The sequence below is a fragment of the Mucilaginibacter aurantiaciroseus genome (assembly GCF_024055595.1).
Taxonomy (GTDB): domain Bacteria; phylum Bacteroidota; class Bacteroidia; order Sphingobacteriales; family Sphingobacteriaceae; genus Mucilaginibacter; species Mucilaginibacter aurantiaciroseus.
Genome location: NZ_JAMXOF010000001.1, coordinates 717,282 through 734,799, shown reverse-complemented (window position 1 = coordinate 734,799; position 17,518 = coordinate 717,282). Strand labels below are relative to the sequence as shown.

Genomic DNA, 17,518 nt, shown 5'->3' with positions numbered 1-17,518 from the left:
ATTTAGAATATTCCGAGGAACTTCTTGCGCTTTTTCTTTATTGGAACAACAGGTTTTATAATGGAAGAATCTGTACCGGCCGCAAGTATCGCCCTGGTTGCGGCAGCTCTTTTCGCGGCGTTTAACTTGCGGTTATACGCCCTCATAATACTATCATGCGCATAGGGCCTTAATATCATAGGCGGTTTCAAATAATTTGTAGGGCTTATGTAAACCGTTTTAACATTATCAGACGCGGGCATATTAAAATAAGAATACACAAACAATGCGACAAACACCAGCGCCACTGTTACAATACCCGCAAGTGCTTTCTTAGGCAGAAATATCAGTGCATTGTTCCGTTCGTACACACCTTTAGATTCGTTGAAACGTGCACCGGTTTCGTTGGCATAATGTTTAAGGGAGAGTAGTTGCTCTTCCTTTTTTACCTCATCTTGCTGATACTGGGCTACTCTCATTTCAAGTCGCTCATTCTCCACCTGTATAGCCGCGGTACTTACTTTACCATCTGCAGATAGGCTTCCGTTAACGATTGCGTCATGCAGTTCCATCCCGTTTTTAAAACGGGCATCGGGCAATTTTTGCAGGCATTTATCAATCACATCCAGCAGCCATTGGGGCACTTGCAGTTCCTGGGTTTGTTTCAGGGTTGTCCAGGCATCGGTTATGCTCTTTTTACGGGCCTCGCGCAGGTTGGGCACCGGGGCTTCCATATGGGCAAGCATAATAGCGTTGCGGCCTGTTTCTCCATTGCCCGTAAGGGGGAACGGAACTTGACCAGTAAGTAATTCGTACAGGATAATGCCGTAGCTGTAAATATCCGTCTGCAATAGCATCGCGCCGTCATGCTGCTCGGGCGCCATAAATTCTATTGCTCCCGCATGGCGGATGCTGCTGCGGCGTTCCTCCTCGCTCATGATTGCCAGGCCAAAATCCAGCAGTACATAATTACCTGTGTGGATATTGTATTTTACATTATTGCTTTTAACATCGCCATGCTTTACACCAACCTTATGGCAATGCGCCAAAGCACCCGCAAGCTGGTCGGCAACGCGGATAGCTTCTTTCAGCATAAATATCTTTTCGTTCGGTGGCTGCAATAACTCGCAAAGGTCCGGCCCCTCAATGTACTCCATCTCGATATATGGCAGCGAGCCGCTTTCGGTTATGCCCGAGCTTAAGATTTTTACAACGTTGGGGTTTGGTTCTTCGTTTACCTTTTTCAGCTTGGCAACTTCGTTACTAAAGTTGCGGTAATTTTTATCATCTTCACTTTCAGAGTGGATAGGCGTTGGCAACAGTTTTACAGCCGTTAGCACAGGCCCCATTCGGCGGCCTTTATATACTGAGCCCTGCCCGCCGGTACGCAGCGCACCAAGGTTCTCTAAGCCTTCTGTAATGGTAAAAACTTTACTCATTTGCTGCCGGTTGGTAACTAAACTCTAACACTGCCGATTCGCCCAGTATGATCTGGTCGCCTTCCTGTAATTGGTGGCCAATATGGGTAGATGTCAGTTTAATAATATCTTCACTTTTTTCTGAACGGATCTTGATCTTATTTCGTGGTGGTACGCCGCCTTCATCCGCAAAAAGCATAAACCTGCCCGCGTCATTATTCCATTCGATGCGGGCATGCTGGCGGCTCACATATTTATTGCCATCGCTTTGGCTTTCGCTGGGGAACGCGATATGATTGGTGCGAAAGAACCCGTCATCGCCCTGCGCTTTTTTATCCCTGCCAATGTGGATCTTCTCCCCTTCGGACGTTAACTGATATTCTTTCTGCTCGGTTTCGCCGCTTAAAGGGCGGATATAAGCAGTAGCGCTTTGCTTGATAAAATTCTTACTTGTTTTGATAAAAAACGCCGCGTCAAGCTTGGTAGCCCTGATCGCCTCCGGTGGAAATTCCTCTGTAAAAACCACCTCCATCAGCCACCTTTCGGGCAGGTTTACGGCATAATCATCTGCAATGCGCTGTACCTCGTCTTTAAAAACTTCGGGTTCTTCAGTATAAACAGAAGCCTCGTACATGGGGATGTCAGACGTGGGAGCGTTCACGTAAAGGGTTAATCCTTTAATGTTGCCGCCTTCTCCGCCTTCGGCCTTTTGCAGTTCCTGTTTGATAAATTGTAACAATTCATAACGGATGCTTTTCACATCAGCAGGCCTGTCGGCTTTATCACTTTTAAACAAATTGAACATAATGCTGCGCTGTACTACTTATATTGAACCCTAAAAATCGTTTTATATTATGTTAAACCCAAGCCTTATTCACTTGTTTGCTCTTTAATACTTTTAATGTATCCTTTTTCTTTCAGGAACGGAATTACGTGCTTTGCAGCCAATCGTACTGCATCTGATGACCCTTTTGTCGATTCTATCCGCACACAAACCACCATATTTCCGCTTCCATCCGCCTTCGGCGCAAAAAAAACGTACCAGCCATCATTTATCTGCTGTTTCTTCCAGATCCTCTCGGGCGTACCGGTTTTACCTGCTACCGCAAGGCCCAGTATCCATTCCTTTGGCGCGCTTTGCTCTATCATATATTGGCGAAGCAATGCCGCGTATTTTGGATCGTTAGTCAATTTAATCCCTGGCTTAACCTTGGTTGCCGAATCAGCTACCTTTAACACATACCTGTTCGGCAGAATAGTACCATGATTGGCAATGCCTGATGCCATCCGCGCGACAGATGCCGGTGTAGCTATCAACTCACCCTGGCCCCATGCCATACCCGAGATACCCTTTGCACGGGTTTTACGGATATTATCCGGGTTATATTTCGGTTTGGTGTTAAACTCAGTTTTGCGCCATAGCTCGCGCCATTTTTCTTCCTGCGCGGCGTTCTCTTTACCACGGCCATAATAATAACCACCCACTCCATGCAGGAACATGCCCGTTTTTAAATATACGGTAGCCATATCTTCCTGCAAATGCTCCTGGTTGGCGAGTTTGATGAAATATACGTTGTTTGATTTGGCAACGGCACGTTCCAAGGTGATCAATCCCGTTTCATCGGGCTCCAAACCTTTGGTACGGATGCGCTCGTAACTTTCTACGTTGTACTTTTTATCGACAGCTGCCAGCCCCAGTTTATTGAACGATGCGATAGATGTAGCCAGTTTTGCCGTTGAGCCCGGTTGCGTTGCGAGGGTAAAACCAAGATCTTGCGTGGTTGTCCATTGCGAAAGCTGGTTTTGATCGTAATAACTCATGGTAAGCTTTTCCCAATCATGCACGGGCGGCAACGGGTAATTGGCGGATGTAAGCACATCGCCCGTGTTAGATTCCATCACCACAACAGACACGCGGTTATCCAACAGAGAAGTGTCCGTTGCCATAGAGTTTTGGATACTGGTTTGCAGGCCTGCATCCATCGTCAGCTTAACATCCCTGTTACGGTTTTTAAAAGCTTTCACCTCCTTGCTGTTAATGCCCGCAATGAGTAATGGCGCTATCTCGCTGTAGTCCTTCTTCACCACTGCCATTTCTTTTACGCCACGCGCCAAAAAGCGGTCTTCCTGGTAGCGGTTGGCAGTCACGTTGTATTTCTCTGTAGGCATTTTAAATCCACGCAGTTCTGCTGCGTGTTCGTACTCGGCAAAGTAACCGTTAGGGCTACCGTTAAAAACGCCTGTATTGGCATCGCCCGTCCAAAAGAACATTTGCGCATCAAACGGGTAATACCTGTCTAACCGCTTGTGCATGGCAGAATCGATATTATAATCCTGCGCTCCGGCCAATACCAGTTTACGATGCTGTTTTTTAACCATTTCGGGCTTGCTGGTTGCCAGTAGCGTACCGGTACGGTCATACAAATCGCCGGCTTGCAGCCTGTTCATCAATATGGCTATCCGCGGGTTATAACTAAACATTCTGGCGCCGCTTTTATCGGCTACCAAAGCAGGTTGAACCACCCATTTTTTATTATTAGACAAATAGCGCGATACGTTAACCGTTAATAACGTAACCGCAACAAAGGCGGCTATCAAGGCAGGCACCAGGTTTTTATCCTGCTGGCGCGATATATAATTCATTTGAACCGGCGTACCCCTCACCAATGATGCGGAGAGCAAAAAGCCCGAAGCCATCAAGTTTGCCACCAACGACGACCCTCCATAACTCTGAAATGGCAGCGAAACGCCCGATAAAGGCAATGCACCCGTTGAACCACCCGCAATGAGCAGAAACTGCACAAAGGTAGAAACGCCTATCCCAGCGCATAAATAGAACAGGAACGGTGTACCTGTTCGCCGCCCAATGAGGATGGAACGATGCAGGTAAACCAAAAACAGCACGAAAATGCAGACGATACCCGTCCACCCAAACTCCTCGCCCATTGATGGTAAGATCATATCGGTATGCGCCTCGGGGATGGTTTTAGCAAAGCCCTCACCTACTCCCTGGCCGCTTACGCCGCCGCTGCTCATAGCCCAAAGGCCGTTTGCTACCTGGTCGCCACCGTAAACCTCGTTATTCCAGGCATCCTGCCAAATGGCCTTACGATCTACCAACCTTTGTACCGGGCCGGGAAATAGTTTGCCTAAATAAGGGATTTGGTCGATGGTTAAAAATGCGGCCATAATGATGAGTACCATCATTGCCGATTCGCTCAATTGCTTGCGTTTAAACAGCATGAATAGCGCCGCGATAGCCGCGGTTATCAATGCCGAAAGCCAAACGTTCTTCACCACCCACGATACAATAACGTACAGCACCACCGCCCCCGCCATGAACATAAAATCGCCACGGGAGAAGGAGAATAGCACAATGAAGGTAAAACACACCACCATCGCCGGGCCCAAGTCGCCCAGTAAAAGGAACAGCAGCAGCGTTACCAAAATAGCTACCAGCGCGAAGGAGAAGAAAGACCAGCGTTTGCTCCAGCTGGTGTATTCGCTGATCAGTTTTTCGTTGGCGGCAAAAAAGCCCGCCAGGAAAAGGATGATAAGATATTTTACGATCTCGCTGGGTTGGAAACCAAAGAGGTTAACCTTAACGCCGCTACCTTCAGGACCTGTACCAAATTTGATGGTCATGGCCAGTAGCGTAGCCGCCAGTACCACCCAAGGCCAGCCGTTTGCCGCGTTGCGGTTGTTTTTAAATATCAGCATGCGGTAGATCCACGAATCGGGTGTAAAGCGGCGTAGTTTTAATTGCAGCATCACCAGCATGGCTACCAAACCAATACCGAGAAAAACCAGCATATCTTTAGCCAAAAACCGATCGCGAAGCGGGTCTTGTAAACTTAATAAGGTGAGGAAAGACAAGCCGGTAAGGATCATCACCACAGGCAGTATCAACTGATCTGAAGTGCTAAACTTCCACGACAGCAGGATATGTACAAACAGGAAAGCCCCGATAAACACGCACGAAATAATTAGGAACCACTTATTAAACTCAACCGGGGTACGAATAATAAGGGATTTTTCCTTCTTCAGGATATTAAAATCGCGGGTAGAAAAAAGCCTGATGGTATGTGGCGCCTGGTTAAACGTTAAACTCACGTCATCATCCAAATTTTGCACGCCCTGCGATGTACCAAACTGAAAGCCGGGTTGTAAGGGCAATATTTTAAAGGCCTTGCCCCCGGGTAGATTTTTAAATTCGGCAATGCCTTGCTCATTGGTACGGGCATAGGCGGTTAAGGCCTGCAGGCGTTTTTTGCCGGCACTATCGGGCAGGAAAGTTTTTTTATAACCATTACCAGTCTCAGTAAATGGTTTTAATTCGTCAAGTTCTTCATCGGTAAAAATGCTATCCTGCGGCAATATCATATCCATGCGAACCAGCACGCCGGCAATAGGTTGCTTTTTATTGGTGATGATACCGCTAATACTGTACCCGCCCATCGCCAGGTCGGTAACATGGGGTACTTTTATCGGGTTGCTACGCTCGTTTACAAACAACGTGGAATCCTCACCTGTATATCCCAATAAAGATCGCGAAGCAGCAACACGCGCCTTAAACGACTCGCCGCCTTGCTGGAAGGCGTCATCGGCAGCAATAAAATACTTGCGCTTGTTTAACTCGCCTATGTTATCAATTTTTTGCCCGGTGCCTATATTGTAGGCAACTTTTTGGGTAATGAGGTTAATGTCGCGCTTATCTTCAAAATAATAGCCTTTGGTCAACAAGGTTTTTAGCTGCCCGGCGGGATCAGGCGCGTTCAGGTTGATCATCGTGCCATCCTGCAGGCGCTTATCCACATCGGCAAAACGTGTTTGCACAACGGTATATAGTCTAAAGAAAAGAAATACAAATAATACGCTTATTAGCAACAGGAAACCCCTCTCCTTCCAGCGGGTTTCCGTTTGGATCTTATCGGGCTCCATTTGGCTTGGCAGGGGTTTGAGGTTTAGCAGTTTGCGGGTTAACTTTTGTAGCTGGGAAATAGGCGGTTACGGGTTTATCTGCAAGCAGTTCGTACTTACGCTGAACCGGCAGGCGGCAGTTCATAAACTGTGTGTTTTTTAAAGAGAAAGCCGTGTTTTGCAGATCGATGGCCGTATCAAAACCCTCAAACTTAAAATTCTCTAAAACGATGACCTTACTATCCTTACCAACAGCTAAAGCCGGGCCTTTGTAGGCCGTATCACGCTGCAAAACAATATCGCCCTTCACGCGGATGTATAAAGTATCCTGGTCGATGTGCAGTGTATCGGTAAGCACTATGGTTTTCTTGAATAATGTATCAGACAATACCAATGTATCTCCTTTAAAGGCATCAATGGCATCCTGCAATTTAACTTCATCGCCATTGCGTAGCTTTTCTGTAGGCGTACCCGATTGCGCGGTTGGTTTGCCAGCAGGTTGTTTAGACATGTACAGCCAAATGCTGGTAGCTAAAAACACCAGGCACAGCAGCCCAAGCAAAATGGTTAAGCCATTACTTTTATGTTGAGCCATAGGTGGTTCGGTTTGTGGTCGTGATTCGGATTTGGGTTGGTTACGGACTGAAGTTATCCCATCATCGGTTTCATCATTCCTCTTTACGGGCGATGATACCGGCATGGTAACCTGCGGGCGTTGCTGCGGTTTATCGTTTTGTACCAATACAACCGTAACATTATCGCTACCACCGTTATCATTAGCTGTATTGATTAGCTGGATAGCCTTTTCCTGCAAAGGAATGTTTTGAGTGATGATATCCAGGATAGCCGTTTTATCTACCAGGTCCGTCAGGCCATCGCTGCACAGTAACAGCATATCGCCCGGCAAAAAAGGCGACTGCCCTGTTTCGATAAAACTTTCGTCGGTATCTATCTGGCTGGTAAAACCAAGGGCCTTATTGATCTCGTTACGCTTAGGATGGTTCATGGCCGCGGTTTCAGTCAACCTTCCGCTGTCTTCCAGGAAACCTACAAAGGAATGGTCTTTAGAGATCTTCACCAACGAATTATCGCGCAGCAGATACAAACGGGTATCGCCAACGTGGGCGTAAAAAAACTGGTTATGCTCCACATCTACCAAAGCAATGGTAGCTACGCAAGCCATACTTTCCAGGTCTTTGTCGCTTGCCTTTTTGTCGGAGATCTGGGTGCTTGCCAGTTTAAAGGCATCTATCATCCCGGGGATGATCTCGCCCTGCAGGCCGCTCAGCCGCTCAATAAAAACATCTTTTGCTATCGCGGCAGCAACTTCGCCGCCATTGTAGCCACCCACCCCATCAATTACCGAAGCCAGTAACATGCGGCCGCCCATCACCTTTTGGGTGATAAAGGCATCCTCGTTATTGGTACGTACCTTGCCTGTGTCGGTTAATCCAAAATAGTTTTCAGCCATTGCGTTTACCGGATTTTTTAATATCAATAAAATGGGTTACCAACAGGCAAAACCCTATTGCCAACAGGCCTATAGATAATATTTGCGACATACCCATTATGCTTTAAACAGGTTTAGTCCAATGATACCATTCAGCAACATGCGCGAGTTTATGGGCAATTCCACCCATTTTGGTGAGTTGATCTCGCTGCGCTCAACCGCAACTTCATTCAATGTAGTTATTTCGCCAAACGATGCCAGGTAAAATTTACCAGCGGCCTTGTTATACCTAATGTGCAGGTGCGGCGCGTTCACCCAATCGCTCGGGATGGTAAAGATGTTAGAATCCTCGCGGGTTTCTTCGCTGCCGGATACGATGAGGTCTTCATCCGTCATAAAATATTCCACCTTTTTACCTGCAAATTGCTGATCGGGTATAATGGTTTCCAGTCGTGCTATATTGGCTTGCGCCTTGGCGGCCTTCGCTTCCTGGGGTTCCAGTTCCTCCTCGTATGGGATCTCGAAATAACCTTCGCTGTAATAAGTAAAGCCTTTTAAAGCTTCCTGGCTTACATCAAAAGTTTGGGCGATACCCGTTTGGCGTGGGATGAATGTTACACGCAGGTTCTGCTCTTTTTGGTTATTATCCGGTAGTAATTTACCGATGAAGCCTTTATCCCCGCGGGCATAGTCCGGGTGCGATACCAAACGGAACACCCATTTAGAGCCCGACGGCTTTACTGTTTTACCCTGCGCGCGGTATTCTTTCAATATCTCGTAGAACTTGGTAACCGTTTCCTGTACGATGAGGCCGAAGATGCCTTGTTTATCGGCGACAAACTCCTTGTAATCATCGGCATTAAAACTGATGATGAACTCGTGGTAGAACACCACCCGGTCGGCAAAGGAAAGGTCTTTAATAGAATCGCGGAACTTCTCTACAATGTAGCTGTAAACCGTATCGGGCGTAAGGGCTTTCGCCTTGGCCTTCTCGGTGCTTTCGTTGGTTAAAAACCAATCCTGGATCCCTATGCGTTGCCAAAAATTTGGTGTTGATGCCATTTATATATCTTAGAAAAACTGCCTTACGGCAGATGTTTAATGGTTTAATTACTTGTTGTGTCCGGCTCTGTTCTGATCGTATCAGGCGCGGGCTTTTGCGGTATTACCAACGGCTTTTTAACAACCGTATCCTTTGCTACGCGTATGCTATCCGCTTCTGCCGCGTTATCCGTTGGAAATTTGGAGCCGAAGTTTACACCCGTATCGCCTTTGCTCGCGTCACTGTTCTGTAACGAATCCTGGTTGATCTGTTTTGGCGGGCCTTGCTTTTTCAACAAAGTCGAGTAAACCGAAAAGCCCATGAACAGCACCAGTAATGTTATAACCGTATAATAATATGGTTTTGACAGCGACACGCGCGATGCATCTTCTACCGGTTCGGCTGTAACCTGTGCAGGCGGCGGACCAGCCTGTTGGTAAAGCATCAACTGATTATGCAGGCGTTCGTTCTCGCTACGCAGGGCGGCATTGCTTAACCCTCCCGTCAGGTCGAACCCATCAGATGCGCTGATGCTGCCTTTTATTATGGCGTCATGCAATTGTGTACCATTGCTAAACCTATCTTTAGGTGCTTTTTGCAGGCATTTCGCGATCAGGTTTAACAACCATTTAGGTACCTGCATTTCGTGGCCTTTCATTTCATCGTCCCAGCTATCGGGCAACGATTTACGACGGGCGTTCAGCAGATCGGGCACGGGGGTTTCTATATGGGCAAGCATCACCGCGTTACGGCCTGCATCGCCACCGCCATGAAGCGGGAACGGCACTTCGCCGGTTAGCAGTTCGTACAGGATAATGCCGTAACTGTAAATATCGGTTTCCATCAGCATTTTACCTTCGTGCTGCTCGGGGGCCATAAATTCGATAGCTCCTGCGTGGCGGATGCTGGTACGGCGCTGCTCTTCGCTCATTATCGCAAGGCCAAAATCCAGTAGTACATAATTACCGGTGTGGATGTTATATTTTACATTATTGCTTTTAACATCGCCATGCTTTACTCCTACTTTATGGCAATGTGCCAGGGCGCTCGCCAGCTGATCTGCCACGCGGATCACCTCCTTAAGCATGAAGATTTTTTCGTGGGGTGGTTTCAGCAGTTCGCAAAGGTCGGGGCCCTCAATGTACTCCATCTCGATGTAGGGGAAAGAGCCGCTATCGGTAATACCCGAGCTTAATATCTTCACCACGTTAGGGTTTGGCTGCTCGTTTACCTTTTGTAGTTTGGTAACCTCGTTGCGGAAATTGCGGAAGTTCTTATCATCCTCACTTTCGGTATGGATAGGTGTTGGCAACAGTTTTATGGCCGTAAGTACAGGCCCCATGCGGCGGCCTTTATATACCGAGCCCTGCCCACCGGTGCTCATGGCGCCTAAGTTTTCAAGTCCCTCTGTTATTGTAAATACTTTACTCATTCGTAGATATTATGCTGTAAATTATATAAACAGCATTTTACAGACTAAAGTACATTTATTACGCCTGTTTGTTGTAGGTTTTTATTAAGATGTTGAGATATATCCACAAAAAAGCCCGCTATCCTTGCAGATGCGGGCAATATTTTCTGTTAGGTAATTAAGCTATAGGCGCGTAAGCCGATGTACGGATAATATCAGCAAAAACCTTGTAGGAGTACATTCTTGATTGATGGTCGAAGATATGCGTAGTTGCCATGATCTCGTCGATGCCGGTTTCTTCTACAAAAGCGCTTAATTCTGCCTTGATCTTTTCAGGCCCGCCAATGAACGAGTAGGCCAGCATCTGCATTACGGCTTCTTCTTCAAATACATTCCAAACGCTGTCCATGTGTTTAACTGGCGGCGGCAATAACTGACGTTTGCCGGTTACCACACCCATAAAAAATTGTTTAACCGAGGTCGATAAATATTCCGCTTCCTTATCGGTATCGGCAGCAACTACGTTCACACAAGCCATTACGTAAGGCTTTTTCAAATGTTCTGATGGTTTAAAGTTGTCGCGGTAAATCTGGATAGCTTCTTTAAAGTAAGTTGGTGCAAAGTGGCTGGCAAACGCATAGGGCAAACCAAATGCGGCAGCAACCTTTGCGCTATCGGTACTGGATCCCAAGATCCATATCGGTACATCTAAACCCTCGCCGGGGATAGCCCTTACTTTGCTGTTGGCATTATCTGCAGAGAAATAGGTTTGCAGCTTTACAATATCCCGCGGGAAATTATGTGCCGCATTAAAGTTTTCGCCACGGATGGCAAGGGCAGTTACCTGGTCGGTGCCTGGCGCGCGGCCAAGGCCCAGGTCTATCCTATCGGGATATAGCGATGCAAGCGTACCAAACTGCTCGGCTACAATAAGTGGCGCATGGTTTGGCAGCATAATACCACCCGAGCCAACACGAATCTTGGAAGTACCACCGGCAATGTAACAGATCAATACCGAGGTTGCCGAACTGGCTACGTTCATCATGTTATGATGCTCGGCAAACCAGTAACGGGTGTAGCCGATTTTTTCGGCAAGCTGTGCCACATCCATGCTTTTTTTAAAGCTCTCTGCAGGTGTGCTACCCTCGGTTACCGAAGCAAGGTCTAATACCGAATATTTTATATCTGCTAATTTTTTTGCGTTCATGTTTGTGAAATTCTGTAGATATAACACCCGTTTTTGGCAGATGTTATTCAAATTTACGCCGAATTTGATGCTGTTAAGCCTATTTTGATGTTATATGACGTTGCGGTCACAAAATCAGAAAGGGATGACAAAAAGGAGCCTTTCCCCGGCCCTCTCCTATGGAGAGGTAGGAAAATACTTTTAAAGCCCTCTCCTTTGGAAAGGATTTAGGTGAGGCATTTCCCCTCAAATTAATATCTTAGCGCAACAATGATGGATCTGGTTGAGAGCCCCGAGGGTAAATATATTTTAGACAGGCTGCGGATTGAATTGCCGGTGCAATTCCATTACCATAACACCAACCATACCCTTGATGTGTATCGTTCTGCCGCTTCCATCGCAAAGCAGGAAAACATAAACGAAGCGGATACCCAGCTTTTACTTTTAGCCGCCCTTTACCACGACAGCGGCTACCTAAAAAGTGTTAAAGACCATGAACTGGCTTCCTGCCATATTGCCCGTGAGGCTTTACCCCTGTTTGGTTACGACCAGGATTATATTGAGCGGGTTTGCACCCTGATCATGGCAACCCAATTACCACAGCAACCTACCACCCTGCTGGAGCAGATCATCTGCGATGCCGACCTGGATTACCTGGGACGACAGGATTTTATCCCGACGGGTAACAAGCTTTTAAAGGAGATGCAGGCGCTTGGATTGGGAGATAATATTAATGACTGGGACAAAACACAGATTAGTTTCCTGCAAAGCCACCATTATTTCACACCAACATCATTGAAAAATAGGAAGCCGAAAAAACAGGAAAATTTAAGAGATTTACAAACCAAAACTTCCATCGCCGAAATGAATACAGCCACCACCAAACGATCTATAATTACAGACACGCTTTATGCCGTTGTAGGCATTTTGTTTTGCGGGTTTGCCTTAAAAAGTTTCCTGATCCCCAATGCCTTTTTTGATGGTGGGGTAACGGGTATCTCCCTGTTGATCCACGAACTTTACCATGTTAACATTGCCTACGTAATTATCCTGGCTAACATACCATTCATTATTATGGGTGCAATGCAGGTAAATAAAACCTTTGCCATACGCACCATGATGGCTATTATAGGCTTAGCGCTGTGTTTGCTTTATTTGCCTTATCCTGATAAAATCACTTCAGACAAACTACTTGTATCTATTTTTGGAGGCGTATTTATGGGCACCGGGATTGGTTTAGCTATTCGGGGTGGCTGCGCGCTGGATGGCATCGAAGTATTAGCACTTTATACCGGTAAGCGCATCAGCTTTACCATCAGCGAGATCATATTAGGTATCAACGTAATTATTTTCCTGATAGCTGCCTTAGAGGTCGGCTTTATCACCTCCCTTTACTCTATCATTACTTATTACACCGCATCGCGGATGATCAACTTTGTGATAGAAGGCCTGGAAGAGTATACCGGTGTAACCATCATATCCGGCCAAAACGCATTAATCAAAGAGATGCTGGTGAAGCAGCTTAGTCGCGGTATTACCGTTTACAAAGGCGAGCGCGGTTTCCTGAAAGAAAGTTTTGACGTGAGCCACCCGGTTGATATAGTGTTTACCGTAGTTACCCGTTTAGAGTTAAGGCGCCTGCGCAATATGGTACATGAGATAGACCCTAAAGCGTTCATCTTTACCAGTATTATTAAAGAAGCCGCGGGTGGGGTACTGAAACGAAGAGCGAGACATTAAGAGACGCATTTCCCACCATGACATTGCGAGCGATAGCGTGGCAATCTCATAGGACATGCGGATTATGCTGCTGAGATTGCCACGTAGCTACGCTACTTGCGATGACATAATTAGATAGTCAGAAATCCTCCTCTACTCCACCACCTCGTAAGTATTAACCGGCTTTATCTTATTCTTTAGCGCAAACTCTCCGTTTACTTTGCACTGGAACGATTCTTTTGCTTTATGGTAAACATCCTCAGTGATGATGATTTGGCCGGCGGTGGCTATGCCTTGCAGGCGCTGGGCAAGGTTTACCGAATCGCCTATTACGGTATAATCCAGTCTTTTTAGAGAGGCCGAACCAATGTTGCCCGATACCATTTCGCCGCTGTTGATACCCACAGAAATATTTGGTTTAAAGATTTTGCCGTTGCCTGCGTCGATCTCCGGCTCGTCAGCGAGGTGGGATTTTACCGACAGCGCCGCATCTATCGCCCTATCCAAATGGAACTCACCACGGAACACGGCCATAATCGCATCGCCCATAAACTTATCTACATGGCCACCCTGGGCTATAATTTCTTTTACAATTTTATCGAATAAACCGTTAAGCAGGTTTACTACCGTATTGGCCGGGATATGCTCGGTAATGGCCGTAAAACCACAAACATCTACAAACATTACGGTAGCTTCCAACAGTTCATTTTTCATGAGGCTGCCTTCAAACTCCTTGTGTGCCATAAAATTTAGCACGTTCTCATCCACATACATTTTCAGAATGTTATTCTCTTTAATAGCCTTAAAGGTTGCCTGCAATTGCCTTACATAGGCAATGGTACGCTGCATGGTCAAGTCCAGGTCTTCAAAGTCCACAGGTTTCATCACAAAGTCGTAAGCGCCACGGTTCATGGCGGTGCGGATATTTTGCATATCGCCATAGGCCGATACCACTACCGCTTTTAGCATCGGGTTGGCATCGGGCAGGTGGGTAAGTAGGGTAAGTCCGTCCATCACAGGCATGTTAATGTCCGACAGGATAATGTCCAGGTCAGGGTGTTCTTTAATGCGCTCTAAAGCTTCTTCACCGTTCGCCGCGAAGATAAATTCGTACTCGTTCTCCCTTATCTTACGGCGAAACTTTTGTTTTACCAGCACTTCCAGGTCGGCCTCGTCATCCACTACCAGTATCTTAGCCATTGTGCTATAAGTTTTTAAGTTTTTCTTTCAGTAAATTAAAATCAAGGGGCTTGGTCAGAAAATCATCCGCGCCTTTAGCCATCGCTTGTTGGTAGTTTTCGTCGTCGCCATAGGCGGTTATCATCATTACCACGGGTGGTGGCGGGTTTGGGAAATCTTCACGGATGTGCGTTAGCAACTCTATCCCGCTCATGCCCGGCATGTTGATGTCCGAAAGGATGAGCACCACCTCCGAATGTTTATCCTTCAGATAATCCAGCGCTTCCTCGCCCGACTGGGCAAAGTTAAATTCTACTTCATGGTTTTTTATTTCCTTGCGGAATCGCTGTAAAAAAAGCGGCTGAACGTCTGCTTCGTCGTCTACAACTAATATTTTCATATGGTGTTTAAAGATAGATAAATCAATTTTGTGCTAAGTAATTAAATCATGTAGAGCATAACAACGTTACGCCAAAGGCAGGGTAATAATAAACGATGTGCCTTCACCCTCTTTACTATGGATATCGATATGGCCTTTGTGGGCTTTTACAATAATATCGTAGCTTAAAGATAAGCCCAGACCGGTACCCTCACCTGCCGGTTTGGTGGTGAAGAAAGGCTGCATAATTTTATCCTTGATAGCATCCGGGATACCGCTGCCGTTATCTTTTACCGTGATCTCTAACTCTTTACCATTTGCGGCCGATATAACCCGTGTAGATACCTCTACTTTCGGTTTAAAGTCGCCACCAATCGTTTTTTGTTTTTGATGCACGGCGTAAAACGCGTTGGTAAACATATTAAGCAATACGCGGCCAACATCCTGCGATACGATGTTGATCTCCGGTAAATTTGGGTCGAAATTGGTTACCAGGTCAGCGTTGAACGACTTATCCTTGGCGCGCAAGCCGTGGTACGCCAGGCGGAAATATTCATCGGCAATGGTATTTAAATTCGTAAGCTCTTTTACGTTACTACTGGCACGGCTGTGCTGCAGCATCCCCTTCACAATACCATCTGCACGTTTACCGTGGTGGCGAATTTTTTCGAGGTTTTGTTTGATATCATTGGCAATAGCGGTGGCTTCTTCCATATCGCCTTTGGCCATTTCCTCTTCCATCTCGTCAATCAATTCCATACTCACCTCAGAGAAGTTATTGACAAAGTTTAGCGGGTTTTGAATTTCATGGGCAATGCCGGCGGTAAGTTCACCTAAGGATGCCAGTTTTTCCTGCTGAATCAATTGTGCCTGGGTGGCTTGCAGTTCTTTTACAGTTTCTTGTAGTTCGTTACGTTGCTTGGTAATCTCGGTGGTACGCTCGGCAACTAAAATTTCCAGTTCATCTTTCCGCTCGCTGATGCGTTTGAGTTCGCTTTGTTGTTTTTTAGAAGTTGCTACGCGAAGGAATACCCAACCGAAGGCAGCCAGTTGTGCACTCTCAAAAAAGTTATCGTATTTGTTGTAGAACTTAATGTTTATCAGCGCTGTTAAATTGGCTATTAAGGCTATCGCGATCAACGGGTAATGTGCGTTGATCATTACGCTGAACCCTTTAAAATCGGGTTCCTTGTTAAAGAAAAGCACCACACCCAATAGTACCATGGCGATGATTATACCGTTTATTTCATCCCTCGGAACAAGGTCATTTACCAAAAAATATAAACCAATGGCGCTTAAAGCAATGCCGTAGAGCGGCGTATTCCATTTTGGCGCTATAGGTAATAGCTTTATGGACTTGCGCAGGCGTATAGCAAGCAATAGCAACGCGGCATAGATAAAAAAATACATACCTTGATAATGGTTAAAGTTTAAAAACTAAGGTTATTATAATTGCTGAGCAATGTAAATGTATGGCTTAAAACTTAACAAAGTGTACCACAACCTGCAGTACAATATTGCCATACACGCCGGCCAGCACATCATCCATCATAACACCTGTGCCGCCCGGCAGGGCTTCCATTTTACGGATGCCCAATGGTTTTACAATATCAAAAAAGCGGAACAGCACCAGGCCTATTAACAGGTAATACAAATTTGGCGGTATAAATAGCATGGTTACCAGCATGCCGGCAACTTCGTCTATCACCACGCGGTAGCTGTCTTTTCCCCAGGCGGGTTCTACTTTGTCGCCAACATAAATGCCTAACAGGGTTATGATAATGGTAACGCCTAACAAATACAGCGGACTATGCATATCAGACCGCCACAAAAGCCAGATGAACGGGCAGGTAACAATAGCGGCAAGCGTGCCCCCACCCTTTACATAGCCAATACCAAATATAGATGCGATGAGTTTATTCATTATTAAAAATTAACCATGTCATTGCGAGCGATAGCGTGGCTACCTCATAGCGCGCTCATATATGCTGTTTTATTGTTCAGCCCAATTAGCTTTTATCTAACACGCTCTCGGCCTCTTCGGCTATTTCGGGTTTGATGATGTTCTTTTTAGGGAAATTAAATAGGATTGACGTAATTACCGGAATAATAAACACTGCCACCGTAAATATCGATACAGCGATATCTGCAGTCTCGCCTTCCATAAATTTGGAGAAACCTGCCTCCGGAAAGAAATGCACATACAGTGAAGCCGTAAGCTTGATACCCAATACACCTATCACCATAAAGGCGACTGTTTCCAGGAAGGTAAATTTCTCCATCAGTTTCACAAAAGCCTGCGCCACAAAACGCATGGCCAAAATACCGATGAACACCCCGGTATAGATCAAAAATACGTGATCTGTAAAGGCCACGGCAGCAAATACGTTATCTATCGAAAAGGCTAAATCCATTAGCTCTACCAATGCCACAGTTGCCCAAAAGGTACCTATAAGCCCAACGGTTGATTTGTACAGCCAGTTCTTGTTCTTATCTACAGACTCATCACCACCATCGGCATGTTTTTTAGCAAGCTTGCCTTTAAAATAATCGAACGCCAGGTAAAGCAGATACAAGCCACCCAATGGCTTTAACCACCAGATTTTTACCAGCCACGCGGCCAGGAACAAACATACCCCACGCAGCACGTAAGCGCCAATGATACCATAACGCAAGGCACGGCTCCGCTGCTCCTTAGGCAAATCGATAACCATAGTAGCCAGCACCGCGGCATTATCTACCGAGAGCAAGCTTTCTATAACGATCAGGTTTAAGACAATTAGTAAGCCTGCTTTTATATCTTCACCAAGTAAGGTGTGTAAAAAATCCATTGTT

At 46.1% G+C, this 17,518-nt stretch carries 13 protein-coding genes; 1 reads left to right on the top strand and 12 read right to left on the bottom strand.

Translation table 11 applies throughout. The features are described from left to right. Positions 1-2: 2 nt before the first annotated feature. The 7 genes from NAF17_RS03420 to NAF17_RS03390 form a co-directional block, all read right to left on the bottom strand. The gene (locus tag NAF17_RS03420; RefSeq protein ID WP_252756578.1) at positions 3-1,418 is read right to left on the bottom strand and encodes a serine/threonine protein kinase; all 1,416 of its coding nucleotides are present in this window, start codon (positions 1,416-1,418) and stop codon (positions 3-5) included. Beyond that, complete coding sequence (locus NAF17_RS03415) at positions 1,411-2,202, bottom strand: FHA domain-containing protein (protein WP_252756577.1); 792 nt, start codon at positions 2,200-2,202, stop codon at positions 1,411-1,413. The genes NAF17_RS03420 and NAF17_RS03415 overlap by 8 nt, the downstream gene beginning before the upstream one ends. Before the next feature lie 65 nt (positions 2,203-2,267). Continuing rightward, on the bottom strand, positions 2,268-6,338 hold the full coding sequence (locus NAF17_RS03410) for an FtsW/RodA/SpoVE family cell cycle protein (protein WP_252756576.1): 4,071 nt from the start codon (positions 6,336-6,338) through the stop codon (positions 2,268-2,270). After that, entirely contained in the window at positions 6,325-7,788 is a 1,464-nt protein-coding gene (locus NAF17_RS03405; RefSeq protein ID WP_252756575.1) for a protein phosphatase 2C domain-containing protein, read from the bottom strand. Before NAF17_RS03405 ends, NAF17_RS03410 begins: the two co-directional genes overlap by 14 nt. 96 nt (positions 7,789-7,884) lie before the next feature. Beyond that, positions 7,885-8,829, bottom strand: coding sequence for a hypothetical protein (locus NAF17_RS03400; RefSeq protein WP_252756574.1), 945 nt, complete (start codon positions 8,827-8,829; stop codon positions 7,885-7,887). Between the two features lie 44 nt (positions 8,830-8,873). Beyond that, a complete protein-coding gene (locus NAF17_RS03395; RefSeq protein WP_252756573.1) occupies positions 8,874-10,241 on the bottom strand; it encodes a serine/threonine protein kinase in 1,368 nt (455 codons plus the stop codon). Positions 10,242-10,398: 157 nt separating this feature from the next. Continuing rightward, positions 10,399-11,427 carry an LLM class flavin-dependent oxidoreductase gene (locus NAF17_RS03390; RefSeq protein WP_252756572.1) on the bottom strand — a complete coding sequence of 343 codons (1,029 nt, stop codon included), beginning with the start codon at positions 11,425-11,427 and terminating at the stop codon, positions 10,399-10,401. A gap of 249 nt (positions 11,428-11,676) precedes the next feature. Between NAF17_RS03390 and NAF17_RS03385 the strand changes: the two genes are divergently transcribed. After that, on the top strand, positions 11,677-13,146 hold the full coding sequence (locus NAF17_RS03385; protein ID WP_252756571.1) for a YitT family protein: 1,470 nt from the start codon (positions 11,677-11,679) through the stop codon (positions 13,144-13,146). Positions 13,147-13,278: 132 nt separating this feature from the next. On the opposite strand, the gene NAF17_RS03380 is transcribed toward NAF17_RS03385, so the two are convergent. The 5 genes from NAF17_RS03380 to NAF17_RS03360 form a co-directional block, all read right to left on the bottom strand. Beyond that, positions 13,279-14,325 (bottom strand): adenylate/guanylate cyclase domain-containing protein, encoded by a 1,047-nt coding sequence (locus tag NAF17_RS03380; protein WP_252756570.1) that lies wholly within the window; start codon positions 14,323-14,325, stop codon positions 13,279-13,281. A 4-nt stretch (positions 14,326-14,329) separates the two neighbouring features. Beyond that, on the bottom strand, positions 14,330-14,704 hold the full coding sequence (locus NAF17_RS03375) for a response regulator (protein WP_252756569.1): 375 nt from the start codon (positions 14,702-14,704) through the stop codon (positions 14,330-14,332). Positions 14,705-14,770: 66 nt separating this feature from the next. After that, positions 14,771-16,093, bottom strand: a complete 1,323-nt coding sequence (locus tag NAF17_RS03370; protein ID WP_252756568.1) for a sensor histidine kinase — start codon at positions 16,091-16,093, stop codon at positions 14,771-14,773. Positions 16,094-16,160: 67 nt separating this feature from the next. Next, positions 16,161-16,607, bottom strand: coding sequence for a phosphatidylglycerophosphatase A family protein (locus tag NAF17_RS03365; RefSeq protein ID WP_252756567.1), 447 nt, complete (start codon positions 16,605-16,607; stop codon positions 16,161-16,163). Between the two features lie 85 nt (positions 16,608-16,692). Continuing rightward, positions 16,693-17,514, bottom strand: coding sequence for a TerC family protein (locus tag NAF17_RS03360; protein ID WP_252756566.1), 822 nt, complete (start codon positions 17,512-17,514; stop codon positions 16,693-16,695). Between the last annotated feature and the right edge of the window lie 4 nt (positions 17,515-17,518).